Here is a 17,434-nt window from a genome sequence, read left to right as displayed (position 1 = left end):
CGGGGGTCCTTTGTGGTGCTTTTAGCTGCTGTCTTAGCCGCCGACGCGGATGAAGACCGGGCCGGAGCCGACGTTGACGCTCTGCAGGGATGTGGTCCCGCCGTTCCAGCCGCCGTGAACGGCCATGCCGTTGCCGACGTAAACAGCGATGTGGGCCAGGCCGGCGCCACCGTTCTGGTAGTACGCGAGGTCGCCGGAGCGTGCCTCTCCGGCGCTCACGGTGCGGCCGAGGGACAGGTAACCTGCCGGCCAGCCGTGGTAGTTGATGCCCGCAGCAGCCAGGGCGTTCGTGGCGAGTGCGGTGCAGTCCTGGCCGACACCGATCTGGGCGTAGGCAGCCGCGGCGATGGTCGCGGCCGGGGCGCTGGCGGGCGCGGTGGCGCCTACCTGGGTGCTGGCGGTCTTGGTGGTGACGGTCTTCGCCGCGGGGGCTTCCTGGACCTTGACGACCGGCTTCGGGGCCTCGACAACGGGGGCCGGGGTGGTGGTGACAGCCGGCTTCTCGTAGGAGATCGCGATGGTGGAAGCAGCCGAGATGGTCGCCGGGGCGGCCGACTGGACTTCGAGCGTGGAAGCGGAGGTGGATTCCCGCTGGACGTTGGCCTCGGCAGCGTTGGCTGCGATACCGCTGGTCAGGACGAGGCCGGAAGCGGCAGCGATAACTGCGGCCTGGCGACCCATGCCGCCGGCGTTGTCGCCGACAGCCTTGGCAATGACGGCCAGCGAGTTGGTCTTGGTGACCTCGGCGCGGTGCCGTGCGTTTGCACGAGTAGTCATTAAGTTCTCTCTTTCGTGATCCTGGGTCCGCGCCTTTTGGGCGCAGGCTGAGGACGCTCCGGCATCTTGGGGGTACGCCGGATCGCCCCGAAATGGGTTACTTAGCGAAGGGTGTACTGCGAAGACGCGCCAAAAGCGGGAACTGCGTGCAGGTGCTTGGCCTGCGGGCCGGACTCGGCAGAGATTGAGTCGGCCGCGCGAAATCCGTTCCGGGCACCACGAAGGGCGACACGGACGTTGGATTTCAGCGGGCTCGTAAGAGCCGCGCAAGCGCGGTGATGCGCAGCATTGTGGCGTGAAGACACGAAAGTAGCCTCTCCCAATGCCTACGAGGTGAGCTGTCGGATTCGGATGGGAGTCACCCGGCCGCGCTGCTTCCTGGGAAGCTTTGCGACTTAACCCCAAGGCCTTCTTGCGAAGACCAAAATTGGTTCCCCCGCCCCTGCCAGACGATGTAATGCGAAAGGACCTTGAGCGGTGGCAGAGTTAGGCAATCCACTCAAGAGCGCCAACTTCGGAAAAGTTGGCGTAGGTCAAACGGTACAGCAGTTAAGAGTCAATGTCACATTCAGATCACGGAGTGTCACGAGAATGCGAGAGCGTCCCATCAGCTTTGTTACAGCCAGCCGGTCGGGTCAACGACTTCGCCGTTGACCATGACCTCAAAATGGAGGTGGCAGCCCGTGGAGGCGCCCGTGGTGCCGCTCAGCGCCACAACGTCGCCCCGGGAGACCTGCTGGCCCACCTTGACGCTGGCTGAGGACAGGTGGTTGTACGTGGTCTCCAGGCCGTTGCCGTGGTCGATCACGACCCGGTTCCCTCCGCCGTAGGGATGCCATCCGGTGAAGGTAACGGTGCCGCTGGCGGCAGCCAGGATGCCTGTGCCGCACTGGGCGGCGTAGTCCTGACCGCGGTGGAACTCCCCGGAGCCTCCGGTGATGGGGCTGACCCGGTATCCGAAGGGTGACGCGGTTTTCAACTGGGCAAGGGGTGCTCCGAGGCTGCCCGCGGAGGCTGCCCGGGTGATCGAGCCGACGGACTGGGCGCTCAGCAACTGCTTGAGCTTTCCGTCCGGGTCACCCTGGGTGGTGACGGCGGTGCGGTTGAAGTCGATCTTGGCTTCGGCGGCGGTGACGTCCGGCTGGACCGCGGCCGAGATGGAACCCGAGGCGGAGCCGGCATCGGTAGCCAAAACAGGGCCCGTAGCGGGGACGGTGACGGTGAGGACCAGTCCCGTGGCGGCCAGGGCAATGCCGGCCTTTTGCCCAACGCCGCTGGCGGCAGCAAATTCTGTTACCTGGCGGAACGGGCTGCGGCGGCCTCGGCGTTCGTCGCGGTGCACGTCGCGTGGGCGGTCTGCCAGGACGGCGGCGGCCGGACGGGGCTCCGGAGCAGGGCCGGTCGCACGACGGCGGCCCCTGGCGGTCTGGGTGGTCAAAAACGTTCCTCTCTGGAGAGCCTGCGAAGTTAGCTGTCGGATTCGGGTCAGAGAGATCAAAGACCCGGTCCGCCGTAAGCAAGCATCCAGGCACAGAGGCAGCCAAAAAGTCCCTCGGTGGAGTGTGCTTGCCGCTGACGGACTTCACCCCAAGGCTGTTGAACAGCCGGAAGTGGTTCCCCCGCCCCTGCCAGAAAGGTGATTCTGCGACTGATCCGCTGGCAGAGCTCGGCTCGGATCAGGTAACGCTTTGGTATCGGTGTTAGTGATCAACTATAGGCGATTAAGCCGCCCAGAGATAAATCCGTTATCCAACCTGTGCACAACTCATGGGTCATCCCATGAGTGGACAGTCAGCGCCGGTTAGTCGACGGTAACGAAGACGTGGGCAGCAACCTCGGGCGGGAGCTCCAATGCGCCTTCGATATCGGGGACCCGCACCGAGATGTACTCCCCCACGCGCTCCAGCGACACCAGTGCGCCGGGACGGATGCCGCCCTCGTCGAGCTGGACGAGCAGTTCCGGCTCCACCTGGATGGGCTCGGCGAGCCGGCTGACCGTGACCCTGGAGTCCGGCCCGTACCCGGCCATGGCCTCGAGCAGGTTCACGACGCCGTCCGCGTAGGGCTGGGAGGGCAGGCCGCCCAGTTCGGCGAGGCCGGGAATCGGGTTGCCGTAGGGCGAGACGGTGGGATGGTTGAGCAGTTCGAAAATCCGCCGCTCCACCCGCTCGCTCATGACATGTTCCCAGCGGCAGGCTTCCTCGTGGACGTACGCCCAGTCGAGCCCGATGACGTCGGCCAGCAGCCGTTCGGCCAGGCGGTGCTTGCGCATGACTTCGATGGCACGTTTCCGGCCGGTTTCTGTCAGTTCAAGGTGCCGGTCGCCGGAAACAACCACCAGACCGTCGCGCTCCATGCGGCCAATTGTCTGGGAAACAGTGGGGCCGGAGTGGCGCAGCCGCTCGGCGATGCGGGCGCGGAGGGCGACGATGTTTTCTTCTTCAAGTTCCAGAATGGTCCGAAGATACATCTCGGTTGTATCGATCAGATCCGTCATTCAGCTCAGCTCCTCGGGCGCCGTCCTTGCGTGATTCCGACCGTACCGCGTGCTGCTGGCGCCCTGGCGGGGACCGCCGTACGTTCGCAGGCCAGCTTAGCCTATTTTGAATTACTCCGGATAATCTCAATGACCGGACTGTGACGGGCTCTTTTGCCTCCCCCGCCGGGCAGTCAGGCAGAATGAAACGACAGGCTCCGCCGCAGCGACCCTGCCGGACCACCTCCCAAGCCACACTTTGTACCTGCCGAAAATTGGAGCCACTGTGAGCGACACCAGCATCACGATTCCCGCAAACCTCCTTCCCAAGGACGGCCGGTTCGGCGCCGGACCTTCCAAGGTCCGTCCTGAACAGCTGGAGGCCCTCGCCGCAGCATCGAAGCTGCTCGGAACGTCCCACCGCCAGGCGCCGGTGAAGAACCTCGTGGGATCGGTCCGGAACGGGCTCAGCCAGTTCTTCCGCGCCCCCGAGGGCTACGAGGTCATCCTGGGCGTCGGCGGTTCGACCGCGTTCTGGGACATCGCCAGCTTCGGCCTGGTGGAAAACAAGGCGCAGCACCTGTCCTTCGGCGAGTTTGGTTCGAAGTTCGCCTCCGCCACCAACAAGGCACCGTTCCTGGCGGACTCCTCCATCATCAAGTCCGAGCCGGGCACGCGCCCGTCAGCCCGGGCCGAGGCCGGCGTCGATGTTTACGCCTGGCCGCAGAACGAGACGTCCACAGGCGTGGCCGCTCCGGTCCAGCGCGTGGCCGGCGCCGATGCGGGCTCCCTCGTCCTGGTGGACGCCACCTCCGCTGCCGGCGGGCTTGACGTTGACGTCGCTGAGGCGGACGTCTATTACTTCGCCCCGCAGAAGAACTTCGCTTCCGACGGCGGCCTGTGGCTTGGCTTGTTCTCCCCGGCAGCGCTGGAGCGCGCGGCGCGGATCAAGGCCGGCGGACGCTGGATCCCGGACTTCCTGGACCTCCAGACGGCGATTGACAACTCGCGGCTGAACCAGACCTACAACACCCCGGCGCTGGCCACGCTCGTCACCCTGGACGCCCAGGTGCAGTGGCTCAACGCGAGCGGCGGGCTGGACTTCGCCTCGTCACGGACCGCGGATTCCGCCGGCCGCATCTACCGCTGGGCCGAGGCTTCCGAATACGCCACACCGTTCGTGGCGAAGGCTGATGAGCGTTCCAACGTCATCGCCACGATCGACTTCGACGACTCCATCGACGCCGCCGCGATCGCCAAGGTGCTCCGCGCCAACGGCATCGTGGACACCGAGCCGTACCGCAAGCTGGGCCGCAACCAGCTCCGCATCGCGACCTTCGTGGCGATCGAGCCCGACGATGTGTCCGCGCTGTTGGAATGCATCGATTTCGTCGTGGGCGAGCTGAAAAAGTAGCTCCAGCACCGAACACGAGCGCTGAAGCGTCAGCGCTGGTCAGCTGTCGACGGCGTCGACGGGGTCATCCGGGTATTGTCCCCGGTCGGCGCCGTCGGCGCTCCGGGGGCCCGCTGACACGACGCGGAAGTACCGCAGCCCGCGGGCGCGGCGGTCGAACCGGATCCGGAGTTGTCTGGCCCGGACGATCCACACCAGCCCGATCAGGGCCGCGATCAGGCCGGAGGCCGCCGCGACGCTCAGGGCCCAGCGCGGTCCGGCGACGTTCGCGACCCAACCCACGAACGGCGCCCCGATGGGTGTGCCACCCATAAAAATCGCCATGTAGAGCGCCATGACCCGGCCGCGCATCACGGGGTCCGTGGTGGTCTGGACGTAGCCGTTGGCGCTGGTCAGCATGGTGATGGCGAAGAGCCCCACGGGTACGAGAGCCACGCCGAACCAGAAGTAGCTCGGGGCCAGCGCGGCGATCCCGGAGGTCACGCCGAAGGCTCCGGCAGCCCCGAAGATGATCCGCAGCCTGGGCTTTTTGCGTCCGGCGGACAGCAGCGCGCCGGCGACGGAGCCAATGGCCATAATGGAGTTCATCAGCCCGAAGGCACTGGCGTCCAGGCCGAATTCCGTCCCGACCATGGCCGCGATGAACAGGACAAAATTCAGTCCCAGGGTGCCGACGATAAAGACCGCAACCAGCACCACCACGATGTCCGGCCGGAACTGCACGTAGCGCAGCCCCTCCCGGATCCGGCCCTTTCCTGCCGCGGCCCGGGGCAGCCGGCGCAGCGAAGCGGTGGGAATCCTCCACAGGCTCAGCAGCAGCGCCAGGAAGGTCAGGGTGTTGATCAGGAAGACCCAGCCGGGGCCGACGGCGACCGTGAGGAGGCCGGCGACTGCGGGTCCGATCATCCGGGCCACGTTAAAGGAGGCGCTGTTGAGGGCCACTGCATTGGGGAGGTAGTCGTCGCGGACCAGTTCGGAGACGAACGTCTGGCGCACGGGGGCATCGAGGGCGGAGACGACGCCGAGCAGCAGGGCGAAGCCGTAGACATGCCACAGTTCGGCGGCCCCGGACACCACAAGGATGCCCAGGCCCGCGCTCAGCAGCGCCATCGCGGACTGGGTCATGACGAGCAGTTGTTTACGGTTGAAACGGTCGGCCACCAGCCCGGCCACGGGTGCGAGGAAGAGCTGTGGTCCGAGCTGCAGGGCCATGGTGATGCCCATGGCGCTCGCGTCGTGCTCGGTCAGGTGGTCAAAGACCAACCAGTCCTGGGCAGTGCGCTGCATCCAGGTCCCGATATTGGAGATGATCGCCCCGATGAACCAGATCCGGTAGTTCAGGATATGCAGGGACTTGAAGGTGGACATCATGTCCGGCCCTCACTGTGCAGCGCCCCGGATGGTTCCAACCGCTAGTCAGCCTGCGCTGCGGGCAGCTCATCGACCGGGGCGTCTCCGGAGTCATTGTCAGCTGCGTCGTCGTTGTCATCGTCGTCAACGTCGTCGGCGTCGTACTCGTCGCCGGAACCGTCCGCGTTGCCGTCGGCGTCGTCGGAGTCATCCTCAGGCTCCTCGTCGGAGTCAGCGTCAGGCTCCTCGTCGGAGTCAGCACCGGCAGTGCCGGGTTCGCCGGCGTCCTGCAGGAGCACCGGGATCACCGCATCCGCGGGTTCCTCCTCGCCCTGTTCATCGCCCGGGCGGACGCGTTCGGCCCACGGGATCCAATCCGGCGCCAGGATCGAGTCCTCGGAGGGCAGCAGGCCCAGCTCGTCGACCGTAACGACCTTCGACCTTGAGTTGCGCGTCAGCACGGCGTACCACTGCCAGCCGCCGTAGCCGGCCAGCTTTGACCCGAAGAGGTGGGTGACCAGGCGGTCGCCTTCGCTCTTGGCTGCCAGGTGCCTGCCGATCTGCTCGGCGGGGGCGATCTCCTCCAGCGCGGCACGGGCGACGTCGACGGCGGCGGCCAGGAAAGCATCGGGCTTGCCGGTGCGCCAGACGGGAACCCCCGCGCGCGGCTTGGAGCCCTCTTTGGTTCCGGCTTTTTTGTCACCGGCGGCCTTGCTGTCCCCAGCGGTCCGGGAAGGGGTCTGATCAGTTTCCGGAGTCATCGCCGCGACCTACGCGTCCAGCTCGTCGGCAACCTTACGCAGGGCGACGGCGATCGCCCTGCCCTTGTTGCCTTCCGGGTATTTGCCCGCCGACAATGTCCCGGACAGGTTGTCCAGCACGGAGACAAGGTCCTGCACCAGCGGGGCGAGATCTCTGGCGCTGGGCCGCTTGGCCTTGGCGATGGAGGGCGTCTTGTCCAGCACGCGCAAGCCCAGAGCCTGGGCGCCCTTGCGGCCGTCGGCAACACCGAATTCGACCCGGGTGCCGGCCTTGAGCTCAGTTACGCCCTCGGGCAGCGCGGACTTGGGCAGGAAGACTTCCTGGCCGTCCTCGCCTGCGAGGAATCCGAAGCCCTTTTCCTTGTCATACCATTTGACCTTGCCGGTAGGCACGTAATCAACCTTCTTCGTTCTGCTGGTGACACGGCCGGCGGTCACCGCATCCGCATCGATATGCGGGTTCAGGGTGTGACTGCCCGGACCGTGTTGGTCTGTTCCCTCAAGGTTATCCTGCCTTGCCCACTTTGGCCGTTTGAAGCGCGGGAGAAGCCGGACTGTTAGCGTTAGCTCCATGAGTGAATTGCGTTTCCGGCGGCCGCTGTTGATCGTTGCGGCCGTCGCCGCCGTCCTGTCGCTCGCGGCCGTCGGCGTCGTGATGGCGATGGCCTTCAACAACGCCGTGTCGCCCGTGTGGATCACCTCCACCGCCCTCTATGGGCTGCCCGTGGCTTTCCTGCTCATGCTCCTGCTCGTCATCGACGAAATTGCAGCCCGGCGACGGACCCGACGGCCGGACGAAAGGTAACGTTGGACTGATGTCTCTTATCCGCGCGCTCAGCAAGGAACTGCAGGCACGCAGCGATGACTCGCTGCGTGCCTTGTTCTCCGCGCGGCCGGACCTCATCTCCCCCGGCGTGCCGGACTTCGCCGCACTCGCCGCCCGGGCCAGCGGCCGCGTCAGCGTGCAGCGCGCCCTGGAGCGGCTCAACCGCCCGGAAATGCAGGTCCTGGAAACCCTGCACCTGTGCACCAACACAGACACCGGGCACAGCGCCTCCGCCCCGATGCTCAAAAAGCTCATCAACGGCTCCACGCTGGCCGCGGTTGAGAAGATGCTGCATTCCCTGCAGGAACTCGCCCTGGTCCACCGTGCGGAACCCCCGCACGGTGCCGCGCCGGCCGCCGGCACGAAGCTGCGCTATTACTTGCCGGTGGGCAGCCTCAAGGACGTGATCGGAATCTACCCGGCCGGGCTGGGACGCAGCTACACCGAACTCGTCCGGCTCCAGCCGGCGTTCGCGCAGCGCGTGGTCCAACTGGTCGGGGAACTCCACCGGAGCGGTGCGGCGATCTCCCCGGCGACCACACCGATGGAGGCCGCACTCTCGCTCCAGCACTGGACCGCCACGCCGGAGTCCCTCCGCCAAATTCTGGCCGCCGCTCCGGAGCGCACCGGGGCGCTGCTCGCACGCTTCGGGAACTGGGCCATGGGCGCGGTTCCCCAGGCGCACCGGCGGGCCTCCGTCCTGCACGAGGCCGCCGACGTCGGTCCGGTGGACTGGCTCCTGGCCCGCGGCCTGTTGGTGCCGCTGGACGCCGCCCACGTCGAGCTTCCGCACAGCGTCGGGGTGTCCCTGCGCGGCGGCTTTGTCATTGAGAGGTTCGCGCTTACTCCCCCGGTGCCGCGGCTGGGTTCCACCTCGGCGGCGCTGCGCCGCAACGCCGCCTTGGGCGCGATCGCCGAGACCCTGCGGCTCGTGGGTGAACTGCTCTATGCAGTCCGCGAACAGCCTCTCGTCACCCTGCGCAGCGGCGGAGTGGGCGTCCGTGAGCTGAAGCGCCTGGCGGACGTGCTGCGGATCGAGATGCACGACGCCGGTGTGCTGGCGGAATTGTGCGCCCTGGCCGGCCTCATCCGCCTGGACGTCGACAGCTCCGCCTGGGTGCAGCCGGCGCAGCTTGAATGGCTGACGCTTTCGCGGCAGGAGCAGTGGCTCTGGCTGGTCAATGCCTGGCTCGCCAGCGAACGGGCGCCCTCCCTTGTCGGACAGCCCGTCAGCGGCCAGGCCGCGGTCCCGGCCCTCCACCGCGGCGCGGCGGTCAGCACCATCAATGCGCTCTCGGCGGAGGCCCAGCGCCCGGACGCCCCGGTGGTCCGGAGGCGGATCCTGGAAATCCTGGCCGAGCTGACCGAGGAGGCCGCAGCGGCGGACGGGCAGGCCCCGGTGCTGGACGCCGCGGCCGTGCTGGAGCGCGCCGACTGGACCCAGCCCCGGATGGCACGGCGTTTCAGCTCGCTGATCCGCGGGGTCCTGGCCGAAGCGGAGATGCTCGGCCTCATCGGCTCGGGCGCGCTCAGCCAGATCGGCGCGGCAATCACCGCCGAACAGCCCGACGAGGCGATGGCAATCCTGGGTGAACACCTGCCGGCCGCCCTGAACCATGTCCTGCTCCAGGCCGACCTCACCGCGGTGGCGCCGGGTTATCTCGCTCCGGAACTGACCGAAAAGCTCCTCACCATGGCCGACGCCGAGGGCCAGGGCCCCGCCACGATCTACCGTTTCTCCATTTCCACCGTCCGCCGCGCACTCGACGCGGGCCAGGATGCCCAGGCGCTGCTGGATTTCCTGGAACTGCACTCGGCCACGGCGATCCCGCAGCCGCTGAAGTACCTGATTGAGGACACCGCAGCCCGCCATGCCAGGCTGCGGGTCGGTGCCGCGGCCAGCTTCATCCAGAGCGACGACGAAACGGCGCTCCTGGAGCTGCTGAACACCCCCGGCGCCTCCGGCCTCGGTTTGGTCAAGATCGCACCCACCGTGCTGGTCGCGCACGCGGCACCGCGGGAGACAGCCCAGGTCCTCCGGAGCCTGGGGCTGTCCCCGGCGGTGGAGGAACCCGATACCGGCGGCCTCCGGCTGCGTCGCACCACTGCGGTGTCCGGAAGCGCGCGGCCGGTCTACAGCGCTCCGCGCACTGCCCCTCCGGAGGCCGACGTCGACGCCCAGCTGGCCGTGCTGCGCAGTGAACGCCCCGCCACGGGCGGCACCGGCGCAAATCCGCCGGTGACCCCCGGCAGCGAGGAAGCGACCCAGCTGGGACTGGAAACCCTGCAGAAGGCGATCCGGCTCAAACAGCGCGTGGTGATGAACGTTGTCGACAGCATGGGAAACGCCGTGCGCGAAACGGTTGTTCCGGTGGCGGTAAACGGCGGACGGGTCCGGGTGTTCGATCCGAACAAGGAAACCGAGCGTGTGCTGTCCATCCACCGGATAATTGACGTCGAAGTCGCAGAGGAACTGCTGCAGTGAATGATGGACCGCTGATCGTCCAGAGTGACAAGACCATCCTGCTCGAAGTCGACCACGAACTCGCCACCGAGGCACGCCACGCCATCGCCGCGTTCGCCGAGCTGGAACGTGCCCCCGAGCACATGCACAGCTACCGGCTCACGCCGCTGGGCCTCTGGAACGCCCGGGCCGCCGGCCTCGACGCCGAAAAAGTGCTGGACACCCTGCTGAAGTACTCCCGCTTCCCGGTGCCCCATTCCCTGCTGATCGACGTCGAAGAGACCATGTCCCGGTACGGCCGGCTCCGTCTCGAAAAGGATCCCCAGCACGGCCTCGTCATGCGCACGTCAGACTATCCGGTGTTGGAGGAGGTCAGCCGCGCCAAGAAGATCGCGCCCCTGCTGGGCCCCAGGATCGACGGAGAAACCGTCGTCGTGCACTCCTCCCAGCGCGGGCAGCTCAAGCAGCTGCTGCTCAAGATCGGCTGGCCGGCCGAAGACCTCGCCGGCTACGTCGACGGGACACCGCACCCCATCATGCTCAACGAGTCCGGCTGGAAGCTGCGCCCCTACCAGCAGCTGGCCATGGAGAACTTCTGGGCCGGCGGCAGCGGCGTCGTCGTACTCCCCTGCGGAGCCGGCAAAACCCTGGTCGGGGCCGCCGCGATGGCCACCAGCTCCACCACGACACTGATCCTGGTGACCAACACGGTCTCCGCCCGCCAGTGGAAGGACGAGCTGCTCAAGCGGACGTCCCTCACCGAGGAGGAAATCGGCGAATACTCCGGCTCCGTCAAGGAAGTCCGCCCGGTCACGATCGCCACCTACCAGGTCCTCACCACCAAACGGGGCGGGCTGTACCCCCATCTGGAGCTGGTGGACGGCAACGACTGGGGACTCATCATCTATGACGAGGTCCACCTCCTGCCCGCCCCCATCTTCCGGATGACAGCGGATCTGCAGGCGCGCCGCAGGCTCGGACTGACCGCCACGCTGGTCCGCGAAGACGGCCGCGAGGGCGAAGTTTTCAGCCTGATCGGCCCCAAGCGCTACGACGCGCCGTGGAAGGACATCGAGGCGCAGGGCTACATCGCCCCGGCCGACTGCGTCGAGGTCCGGATCGACCTGCCCCGCGACGAACGCGTCGCCTATGCCATGGCCGAGGACGCGGACAAGTACCGGCTGTGCGCCACGTCCGAATCCAAGACCCTGGTGGTGGAACAGCTTGTCGCCGAACACACCGGTGAGCAGCTGCTGGTAATCGGACAGTACATCGACCAGCTGGACGAGATCGGCGAGCGCCTGCAGGCCCCGGTAATCAAGGGTGACACCCCGGTCAAAGACCGCCAGAGACTCTTTGAGGCCTTCCGCGCCGGCGAAGTGCAGACTCTCGTTGTGTCCAAGGTCGCCAATTTCTCGATCGACCTGCCCGAGGCCTCGGTCGCCATCCAGGTCTCCGGCTCCTTCGGCTCCCGGCAGGAGGAGGCGCAGCGCCTTGGCCGGCTGCTGCGCCCCAAGAAGGACGGCCGCGCCGCACGCTTCTACTCCCTGGTGGCCAGGGACACCCTGGACCAGGACTTCGCGGCCAAGCGCCAGCGTTTCCTGGCCGAGCAGGGCTACGCTTACCGCATCATGGACGCCAAGGACGTCGGGACGGCCAGCTGAGGCCCCCGGCCGGGCAACCGGCCGCCCCGCGGCGAGGGACGTCCACGCAACACACATCTGCCATTCAGAAAACTCCCAGATTCTGGGAGCATCATGGGAACCATGAAAAAGAACGGTCCCGAAGCCAAGCTGCTCGTCGTCGATGATGAACCCAACATCCGCGAGCTGCTGTCCACTTCCCTGCGCTTTGCCGGCTTTGAGGTGGTCTCCGCGTCCAACGGGCGCGAAGCCCTGGCGGCCGCTGACCTGCATTCCCCCGACCTGGCCGTCCTGGACGTTATGCTGCCGGACATGGACGGCTTCACCGTCACCCGCCGGCTGCGAGCGGCAGGAAAGCACTTCCCCGTACTCTTCCTGACCGCCAAGGATGACACCGAGGACAAGGTCATGGGCCTGACCGTGGGCGGCGACGACTACGTCACCAAGCCCTTCAGCCTCGACGAGGTCGTGGCACGCATCCGCGCCGTGCTGCGCCGCACGCAGCCCCTGCAGGATGACGACGCGGTCATCCGCGTCGATGACCTCGAGCTCGACGACGACGCCCACGAGGTCCGCCGCGGCGGCACGGTGATCGAGCTCTCCCCCACCGAATTCAAGCTTCTGCGCTACCTCATGCTGAACCCCAACCGGGTGCTGTCCAAGGCCCAGATCCTGGACCATGTCTGGGAATACGACTTCAACGGGGACGCCTCGATCGTGGAGTCCTACATCTCCTATCTGCGCCGCAAGGTGGACATCGACCCGGACGCGCCGGCCCTGATCCAGACCAAACGGGGCGTCGGCTACGTGCTGCGGACGGCAGAGAAGCGCTGACCTTGTTGCTTCACCGTTGGAAGTCGGCGTCGCTCAGGTCCCAGCTGGTCGCCATCATGACCGCGCTGATGCTGGTGGCCCTCACCGCCACCGGCGCCGGGACCCTGACCCTGCTGCACAGCTATCTGCAGGGCCAGGTCGACGACAAGCTCCGGGCCGCGGTCACCTCGGTGCGCCAGCAGCAGTCCTTCAGCCAGCTGCAGGACCAGAACCAGAGCATCCCCACCGACTACTCGCTGATGCTATTCACGCCGGGGCAGCCGCCGTTGCCGTTCGGCGGCAACAAGGAACTCCACCCGGATATCACCAGCATCACCGCCGCGGATGCCGCTGACCGCCAGCAGACCCCTTTCCAGGTCCGCGGCACGGACGGGCGCAACTGGCGGGTGGTCGCGCTCAACGTCGTGGACAGCAACCAGCGCAGTTCCGTCGTTGTCATCGGGCTCCCGTTGTGGCCGGTCGATTCCGTGATGGAACACGCCGTCCTGGTGGTCGTCGGCGTCGGGCTGCTGACCCTTGTCCTGGCCTTTTTCATCGCCACCTGGAGCATCTCCCGGTCCTTCCGGCCGCTGGCCCGGGTCGAAAAGACCGCAGCAGCGATTGCCGCCGGCGACCTCTCCCGGCGTGTCGAAATCGAAAACCCCAATACCGAGGTCGGCCGGCTGGGCAGCTCCCTCAATGCCATGCTCGCCCATATCGAGACGGCCTTCGCCGCCCGGATGGCCTCCGAGGAACGGATGCGCCGCTTTGCCGCCGACGCCTCCCATGAACTGCGCACGCCGCTGGTGACGATCCGCGGCTTCTCGGAGCTGTACCGGCACGGCGCCCTGTCCACCCCGGAGGATGTGACGACCGCCATGGGGCGGATCGAAAGCGAAGCCAAGCGGATGGGGACCATGGTGGAGGACCTGCTGCTGCTGGCCAGGATCGACGAGCAGCGGCCGCTGCAGCAGAAGCCCGCGGACCTGCTGCTGGTTGCCAACGACGCCGTGGTGGACACTCAGGCAAGCGACCGCGGCCGGGTCATTTCGCTGACCGGGCTGGACGGCGGTCCGCCCGGGCCGGCGCCGGTGCTGGGCGATGAGGCCAAGCTGCGGCAGGTGGTCGGAAATCTCGTGGGCAACGCCCTGCGCTACACCCCCGAGGGCACGCCCATCGAACTGGCCGTTGGTGTCCGCACCGCAGGGGACGGCACCCGGCAGTCCGTCATCGAGGTCCGCGACCACGGCCCCGGTGTCCCGGACGAGGAAGCGGCGCGGATCTTCGAGCGGTTCTACCGTGCGGACACGTCCCGTACCCGGGAGACCGGGGGCAGCGGGCTGGGCCTGGCGATCGTCGCGGCCATCGTCGGCTCGCATTCCGGGACCGTCAGAGTCGCGAAGACCGACGGCGGCGGCGCCACGCTGGTGGTCAGCCTGCCGTTCCTGGACGAGGCCAGCGGGGACGACGGTGCCAATGCCGTCCCGGGCTCCGGCACACGTGCCGGATCCGCGGAGTAGCCTGCCGGGGATCCCTGCGGCTTTTCCACATACCGGGAATCGGCCGTTCCCCGGCTCCCCCGGGCCGGCCTACGCTCGCAGTGTCCGGAAATTCCGGAACAGGCACTGTCGAGAGGTCATCCCATGAGCATCATCTCCGTCGATACGGAACTCCTCCAGCTCAAGTCAGCGAACGTCAAGGCCACGGTCGACCGGATCAGCGCCGACGTGCAGGCCATGAAGCGCGGCCTCGACGAGCTGCAGGCCACGTGGCGCGGCTCGGCCGCCACCAACTTCCAGGCCCTCGTCTCGGAGTGGACCCTGACCCAGGGCAAAGTCGAGGCCTCCCTCGCCTCGATCAACCTGGCGCTGAACTCGGCGGCGGCGAGCTACGCCCAGGCCGAACTGCACAACACCCAACGTTTTAGCTGACCGGCCCTCACTGAGCCGGAGAAGGGCTCAGGCCTCGGGGGTGCCCTGGCGGAAGCGGAGTCGCCACTGGGCGCCGTCACGGACCCACAGCGAGCTGCACAGGGCCGTTCCCGACCGGACGTGGCTGCGGTATGTCAGGAGTACGGTCTGCTCGCCCAGCCGGTCTGCGCCCAGCAATTCCAGCTCGGCGGGGGCGCCCGGATTCTCTTCCAGGGACATCATGATGGCGTCCCTGGTCCAGATCCGGCCCGAGCTGCCAATCTCGGTGAAATCCGGGTGCAGCAGCACACCGGTACGTCCGAGGTCGGCGCGCGTTTCCGGCAACAGGAGTTCGCGCTCGAGTGCCTCAACGATGGCTTCCGGGCTCGCGTCCGTCCCCGGGGCGGGGGTGGTGTCCTCGTCGAGCTCGCTGAAGAGGTCGGGCTCGTCGAAGAGCGTCGGTGCGCCGAACAGCTCGTGCTGGCCGGACAGTGCCGCTGCCTCGGGAGCTGCCTGCGCTGCCGCGGTTGCCGCCTGCGCGGCCGCGGGTGCCGCCTGGGCCGCCGGTGCCGCAGCCCCGGCGCCGAACCCGGGGCCCTGGCGCACCGCTACGCCCTGCTGGTAGGCCGTGGCAGCGGCCCGGGCGCGGTCATCCGCGGCCTCGTTAAGGTCATGCCCGGCGTGGCCCCGCACCCATTCGAACTTGTATTTGCGGCCGACCAGCGCCTGGTCGATCTCCTTGAGGAGCTCGACGTTCATCACCGGCTTGCCGTCGGACTTGCGCCACCCCTTGCGCTTCCAGCCGGGCATCCATTTGGTGACGGAGTTGATGACGTACTGGCTGTCGCAGAGAATGTGCAGATCCTCGGCCGGCAGGTGCGCGGTGCAGCGGAAGAGATCCAGGACGGCCATGAGCTCGCCCATGTTGTTGGTGCCGTGCGGCCATCCTCCGGCCCGCCAGCAGTCATCGTTCACGTACCAGGCCCATCCGGCCGGGCCGGGGTTTCCTAAAGCCGAACCGTCGGCTGCTGCTGTAATCGTCACTGCACCATCCTGCCAGACCGGGCGGTCGCTTAACGCCGACGGCGGCCCCGCCCGAAGGAGGGACCGCCGTCGTTGAACTGGACGTTCAGCGCTGAACTAGTCAGCGCCGGAGGCCGGGTGGTTAGAAACCGCCCATGCCCCCCATGCCGCCCATGTCGTCGCCGCCGCCCATGGCCGGGGAGTTCTTCTCCGGCTTGTCGGCCACAACGGCCTCGGTGGTAAGGAACAGGCCGGCAATGGAAGCCGCGTTCTGCAGGGCAGAGCGGGTGACCTTGACCGGGTCATTGATGCCGGCAGCCAGCAGGTCGACGTACTCGCCGGTTGCTGCGTTCAGGCCGTGGCCTGCAGGCAGGCCGCGGACCTTGTCGACGACAACGCCCGGCTCCATGCCTGCGTTGAAGGCGATCTGCTTCAGCGGGGCGTCGATGGCAACGCGGACGATGTTCGCACCGGTTGCCTCGTCGCCTTCGAGCTGCAGGTTGGCGAATGCCTTGGCACCGGCCTGGATCAGGGCAACGCCACCGCCGGCGACGATGCCCTCTTCGACAGCAGCCTTCGCGTTGCGGACAGCGTCCTCAATGCGGTGCTTGCGTTCCTTGAGCTCAACTTCGGTTGCGGCACCGGCCTTGATGACTGCAACGCCGCCGGCCAGCTTGGCCAGGCGCTCCTGCAGCTTCTCGCGGTCGTAATCGGAATCGGAGTTCTCGATCTCGGCGCGGATCTGGGAAACGCGGCCAGCAATCTGGTCAGCGTCGCCTGCGCCCTCGACGATGGTGGTCTCATCCTTGGTAACAACGACCTTGCGGGCGCGGCCCAGGAGTTCGAGTCCGGCAGTCTCAAGCTTGAGGCCGACTTCCTCGGAGATGACCTGGCCGCCGGTGAGGATGGCGATGTCCGCGAGCTGCGCCTTGCGGCGGTCGCCGAAGCCCGGAGCCTTGACGGCGACGGACTTGAAGGTGCCGCGGATCTTGTTGACGATCAGGGTGGCCAGGGCCTCGCCCTCGATGTCCTCGGCGATGATCAGCAGCGGCTTGGAGGACTGCATGACCTTCTCAAGGACAGCAACCAGTTCCTTGACGTTGGAGATCTTCGAGTTGACGATCAGGATGTACGGATCCTCGAGGACCGTTTCCTGACGCTCGGCGTCAGTGACGAAGTACGCGGAGATGTAGCCCTTGTCGAAGCGCATGCCTTCGGTGAGCTCCAGCTCGAGGCCGAAGGTGTTCGACTCCTCGACGGTGATGACGCCTTCCTTGCCGACCTTATCCAGGGCCTCGGCAATCAGTGCGCCAATCTCGTTGTCACCGGCAGAGATGGACGCGGTGGCGGCAATCTCTTCCTTGGTTTCGATTTCCTTGGCGGAGGCCAGGAGCTCGCGGGTGACGGCTTCGACAGCCTTTTCGATGCCGCGCTTGAGGGACAGGGGATCAGCGCCGGCCGCGACGTTGCGCAGGCCTTCCTTGACCAGGGCCTGAGCCAGCACGGTTGCGGTGGTGGTTCCGTCGCCGGCGACGTCATCCGTCTTCTTGGCAACTTCCTTGACCAGCTCGGCGCCGATCTTCTCGTAAGGATCGTCCAGCTCGATCTCCTTGGCGATGGATACACCATCGTTGGTGATCGTGGGGGCGCCCCACTTCTTTTCGAGGACGACGTTGCGTCCACGCGGGCCGAGGGTGACCTTGACGGCGTCGGCGAGGATGTTCAGGCCCCGCTCAAGACCGCGGCGTGCCTCTTCATCAAATGCAATGATCTTGGCCATAACGGCAGTAGTCCTTTCGGGACAGTCGTTAAGAATGAACCTTTGCTGCGGTGCCCGCGACGGACGATCCTTGCCCTGCGGCCTCTGTATGCCGCCGGGCCAGGGATCTCACCCCAGCCAGGTGTTTCTTTCGCTCCTGGATCGGCTGCTTCCACTTCGCGGCCGGGTGAACCGGGCGTTGTTTTAGCAGTCAATAC

At 66.9% G+C, this 17,434-nt stretch carries 15 protein-coding genes and 2 riboswitches; of the genes, 7 read left to right on the top strand and 8 right to left on the bottom strand.

Annotated elements, in window-relative coordinates; all coding sequences use genetic code 11:
- Positions 1 to 33: 33 nt before the first annotated feature.
- The 3 genes from ASPU41_RS09475 to ASPU41_RS09465 all read right to left on the bottom strand — a co-directional run bounded on the left by ASPU41_RS09475 (position 34) and on the right by ASPU41_RS09465 (position 3,274).
- Positions 34 to 777, bottom strand: a complete 744-nt coding sequence (locus ASPU41_RS09475) for an NlpC/P60 family protein (RefSeq protein ID WP_069950704.1) — start codon at positions 775 to 777, stop codon at positions 34 to 36.
- Positions 778 to 1,086: 309 nt separating this feature from the next.
- A riboswitch (cyclic di-AMP (ydaO/yuaA leader) is annotated at positions 1,087 to 1,264 on the bottom strand.
- A 129-nt stretch (positions 1,265 to 1,393) separates the two neighbouring features.
- Entirely contained in the window at positions 1,394 to 2,215 is an 822-nt protein-coding gene (locus ASPU41_RS09470; RefSeq protein WP_069950703.1) for a M23 family metallopeptidase, read from the bottom strand.
- Positions 2,216 to 2,218: 3 nt separating this feature from the next.
- Positions 2,219 to 2,434, bottom strand: a riboswitch (cyclic di-AMP (ydaO/yuaA leader).
- Between the two features lie 144 nt (positions 2,435 to 2,578).
- Positions 2,579 to 3,274 (bottom strand): metal-dependent transcriptional regulator, encoded by a 696-nt coding sequence (locus tag ASPU41_RS09465; RefSeq protein WP_069950702.1) that lies wholly within the window; start codon positions 3,272 to 3,274, stop codon positions 2,579 to 2,581.
- Between the two features lie 265 nt (positions 3,275 to 3,539).
- On the opposite strand from ASPU41_RS09465, the gene serC reads away from it, so the two are divergent.
- Positions 3,540 to 4,667 carry a phosphoserine transaminase gene (gene serC, locus ASPU41_RS09460; RefSeq protein WP_069950701.1) on the top strand — a complete coding sequence of 376 codons (1,128 nt, stop codon included), beginning with the start codon at positions 3,540 to 3,542 and terminating at the stop codon, positions 4,665 to 4,667.
- Between the two features lie 39 nt (positions 4,668 to 4,706).
- Here the strand turns inward: serC and ASPU41_RS09455 are convergent, their stop codons facing one another.
- The 3 genes from ASPU41_RS09455 to ASPU41_RS09445 are packed head-to-tail and all read right to left on the bottom strand — an operon-like array spanning position 4,707 to position 7,171.
- Positions 4,707 to 6,035, bottom strand: a complete 1,329-nt coding sequence (locus ASPU41_RS09455) for an MFS transporter (RefSeq protein WP_069952601.1) — start codon at positions 6,033 to 6,035, stop codon at positions 4,707 to 4,709.
- A gap of 44 nt (positions 6,036 to 6,079) precedes the next feature.
- Positions 6,080 to 6,778 carry a DUF3027 domain-containing protein gene (locus ASPU41_RS22015; protein WP_083266446.1) on the bottom strand — a complete coding sequence of 233 codons (699 nt, stop codon included), beginning with the start codon at positions 6,776 to 6,778 and terminating at the stop codon, positions 6,080 to 6,082.
- Positions 6,779 to 6,787: 9 nt separating this feature from the next.
- Positions 6,788 to 7,171: a cold-shock protein gene (locus tag ASPU41_RS09445; protein WP_069952600.1), complete on the bottom strand. Its 384-nt coding sequence runs from the start codon at positions 7,169 to 7,171 to the stop codon at positions 6,788 to 6,790.
- A 178-nt stretch (positions 7,172 to 7,349) separates the two neighbouring features.
- Here ASPU41_RS09445 and ASPU41_RS09440 point away from each other — a divergent pair, with 178 nt between their 5' ends.
- From ASPU41_RS09440 to ASPU41_RS09415, 6 genes are all read left to right on the top strand, one after another.
- A complete protein-coding gene (locus ASPU41_RS09440; protein WP_069950700.1) occupies positions 7,350 to 7,583 on the top strand; it encodes a hypothetical protein in 234 nt (77 codons plus the stop codon).
- A gap of 10 nt (positions 7,584 to 7,593) precedes the next feature.
- Complete coding sequence (locus ASPU41_RS09435; RefSeq protein ID WP_069950699.1) at positions 7,594 to 10,089, top strand: helicase-associated domain-containing protein; 2,496 nt, start codon at positions 7,594 to 7,596, stop codon at positions 10,087 to 10,089.
- The gene (locus ASPU41_RS09430; protein ID WP_069950698.1) at positions 10,086 to 11,732 is read left to right on the top strand and encodes a DNA repair helicase XPB; all 1,647 of its coding nucleotides are present in this window, start codon (positions 10,086 to 10,088) and stop codon (positions 11,730 to 11,732) included. Before ASPU41_RS09435 ends, ASPU41_RS09430 begins: the two co-directional genes overlap by 4 nt.
- Positions 11,733 to 11,834: 102 nt before the next feature.
- Positions 11,835 to 12,545, top strand: a complete 711-nt coding sequence (locus tag ASPU41_RS09425; protein WP_069952599.1) for a response regulator transcription factor — start codon at positions 11,835 to 11,837, stop codon at positions 12,543 to 12,545.
- A gap of 5 nt (positions 12,546 to 12,550) precedes the next feature.
- On the top strand, positions 12,551 to 14,044 hold the full coding sequence (locus ASPU41_RS09420) for a sensor histidine kinase (RefSeq protein WP_069952598.1): 1,494 nt from the start codon (positions 12,551 to 12,553) through the stop codon (positions 14,042 to 14,044).
- 123 nt (positions 14,045 to 14,167) lie between these two features.
- A complete protein-coding gene (locus tag ASPU41_RS09415) occupies positions 14,168 to 14,455 on the top strand; it encodes a WXG100 family type VII secretion target (protein ID WP_069950697.1) in 288 nt (95 codons plus the stop codon).
- A 27-nt stretch (positions 14,456 to 14,482) separates the two neighbouring features.
- Here ASPU41_RS09415 and ASPU41_RS09410 read toward each other — a convergent pair whose 3' ends face one another.
- Positions 14,483 to 15,478, bottom strand: a complete 996-nt coding sequence (locus tag ASPU41_RS09410) for a ribonuclease HI family protein (RefSeq protein ID WP_069950696.1) — start codon at positions 15,476 to 15,478, stop codon at positions 14,483 to 14,485.
- Positions 15,479 to 15,599: 121 nt separating this feature from the next.
- Positions 15,600 to 17,237, bottom strand: a complete 1,638-nt coding sequence (groL, locus tag ASPU41_RS09405) for a chaperonin GroEL (protein ID WP_069950695.1) — start codon at positions 17,235 to 17,237, stop codon at positions 15,600 to 15,602.
- Between the last annotated feature and the right edge of the window lie 197 nt (positions 17,238 to 17,434).

The organism is Arthrobacter sp. U41, from assembly GCF_001750145.1.
Lineage (GTDB): Bacteria > Actinomycetota > Actinomycetes > Actinomycetales > Micrococcaceae > Arthrobacter.
This window is presented reverse-complemented; position numbering and strand designations above follow the sequence as displayed.

What these genes read in the sequence shown, in the direction of transcription:
- ASPU41_RS09475 (WP_069950704.1), bottom strand. Translation starts at nt 777, where the DNA reads ATGACTACTCGTGCAAACGCACGGCACCGCGCCGAGGTCACCAAGACC.
- ASPU41_RS09415 (WP_069950697.1), top strand. Translation starts at nt 14,168, where the DNA reads ATGAGCATCATCTCCGTCGATACGGAACTCCTCCAGCTCAAGTCAGCG.
- ASPU41_RS22015 (WP_083266446.1), bottom strand. Translation starts at nt 6,778, where the DNA reads ATGACTCCGGAAACTGATCAGACCCCTTCCCGGACCGCTGGGGACAGC.
- ASPU41_RS09435 (WP_069950699.1), top strand. Translation starts at nt 7,594, where the DNA reads ATGTCTCTTATCCGCGCGCTCAGCAAGGAACTGCAGGCACGCAGCGAT.
- ASPU41_RS09465 (WP_069950702.1), bottom strand. Translation starts at nt 3,274, where the DNA reads ATGACGGATCTGATCGATACAACCGAGATGTATCTTCGGACCATTCTG.
- ASPU41_RS09440 (WP_069950700.1), top strand. Translation starts at nt 7,350, where the DNA reads ATGAGTGAATTGCGTTTCCGGCGGCCGCTGTTGATCGTTGCGGCCGTC.
- groL (WP_069950695.1), bottom strand. Translation starts at nt 17,237, where the DNA reads ATGGCCAAGATCATTGCATTTGATGAAGAGGCACGCCGCGGTCTTGAG.
- ASPU41_RS09455 (WP_069952601.1), bottom strand. Translation starts at nt 6,035, where the DNA reads ATGTCCACCTTCAAGTCCCTGCATATCCTGAACTACCGGATCTGGTTC.
- ASPU41_RS09425 (WP_069952599.1), top strand. Translation starts at nt 11,835, where the DNA reads ATGAAAAAGAACGGTCCCGAAGCCAAGCTGCTCGTCGTCGATGATGAA.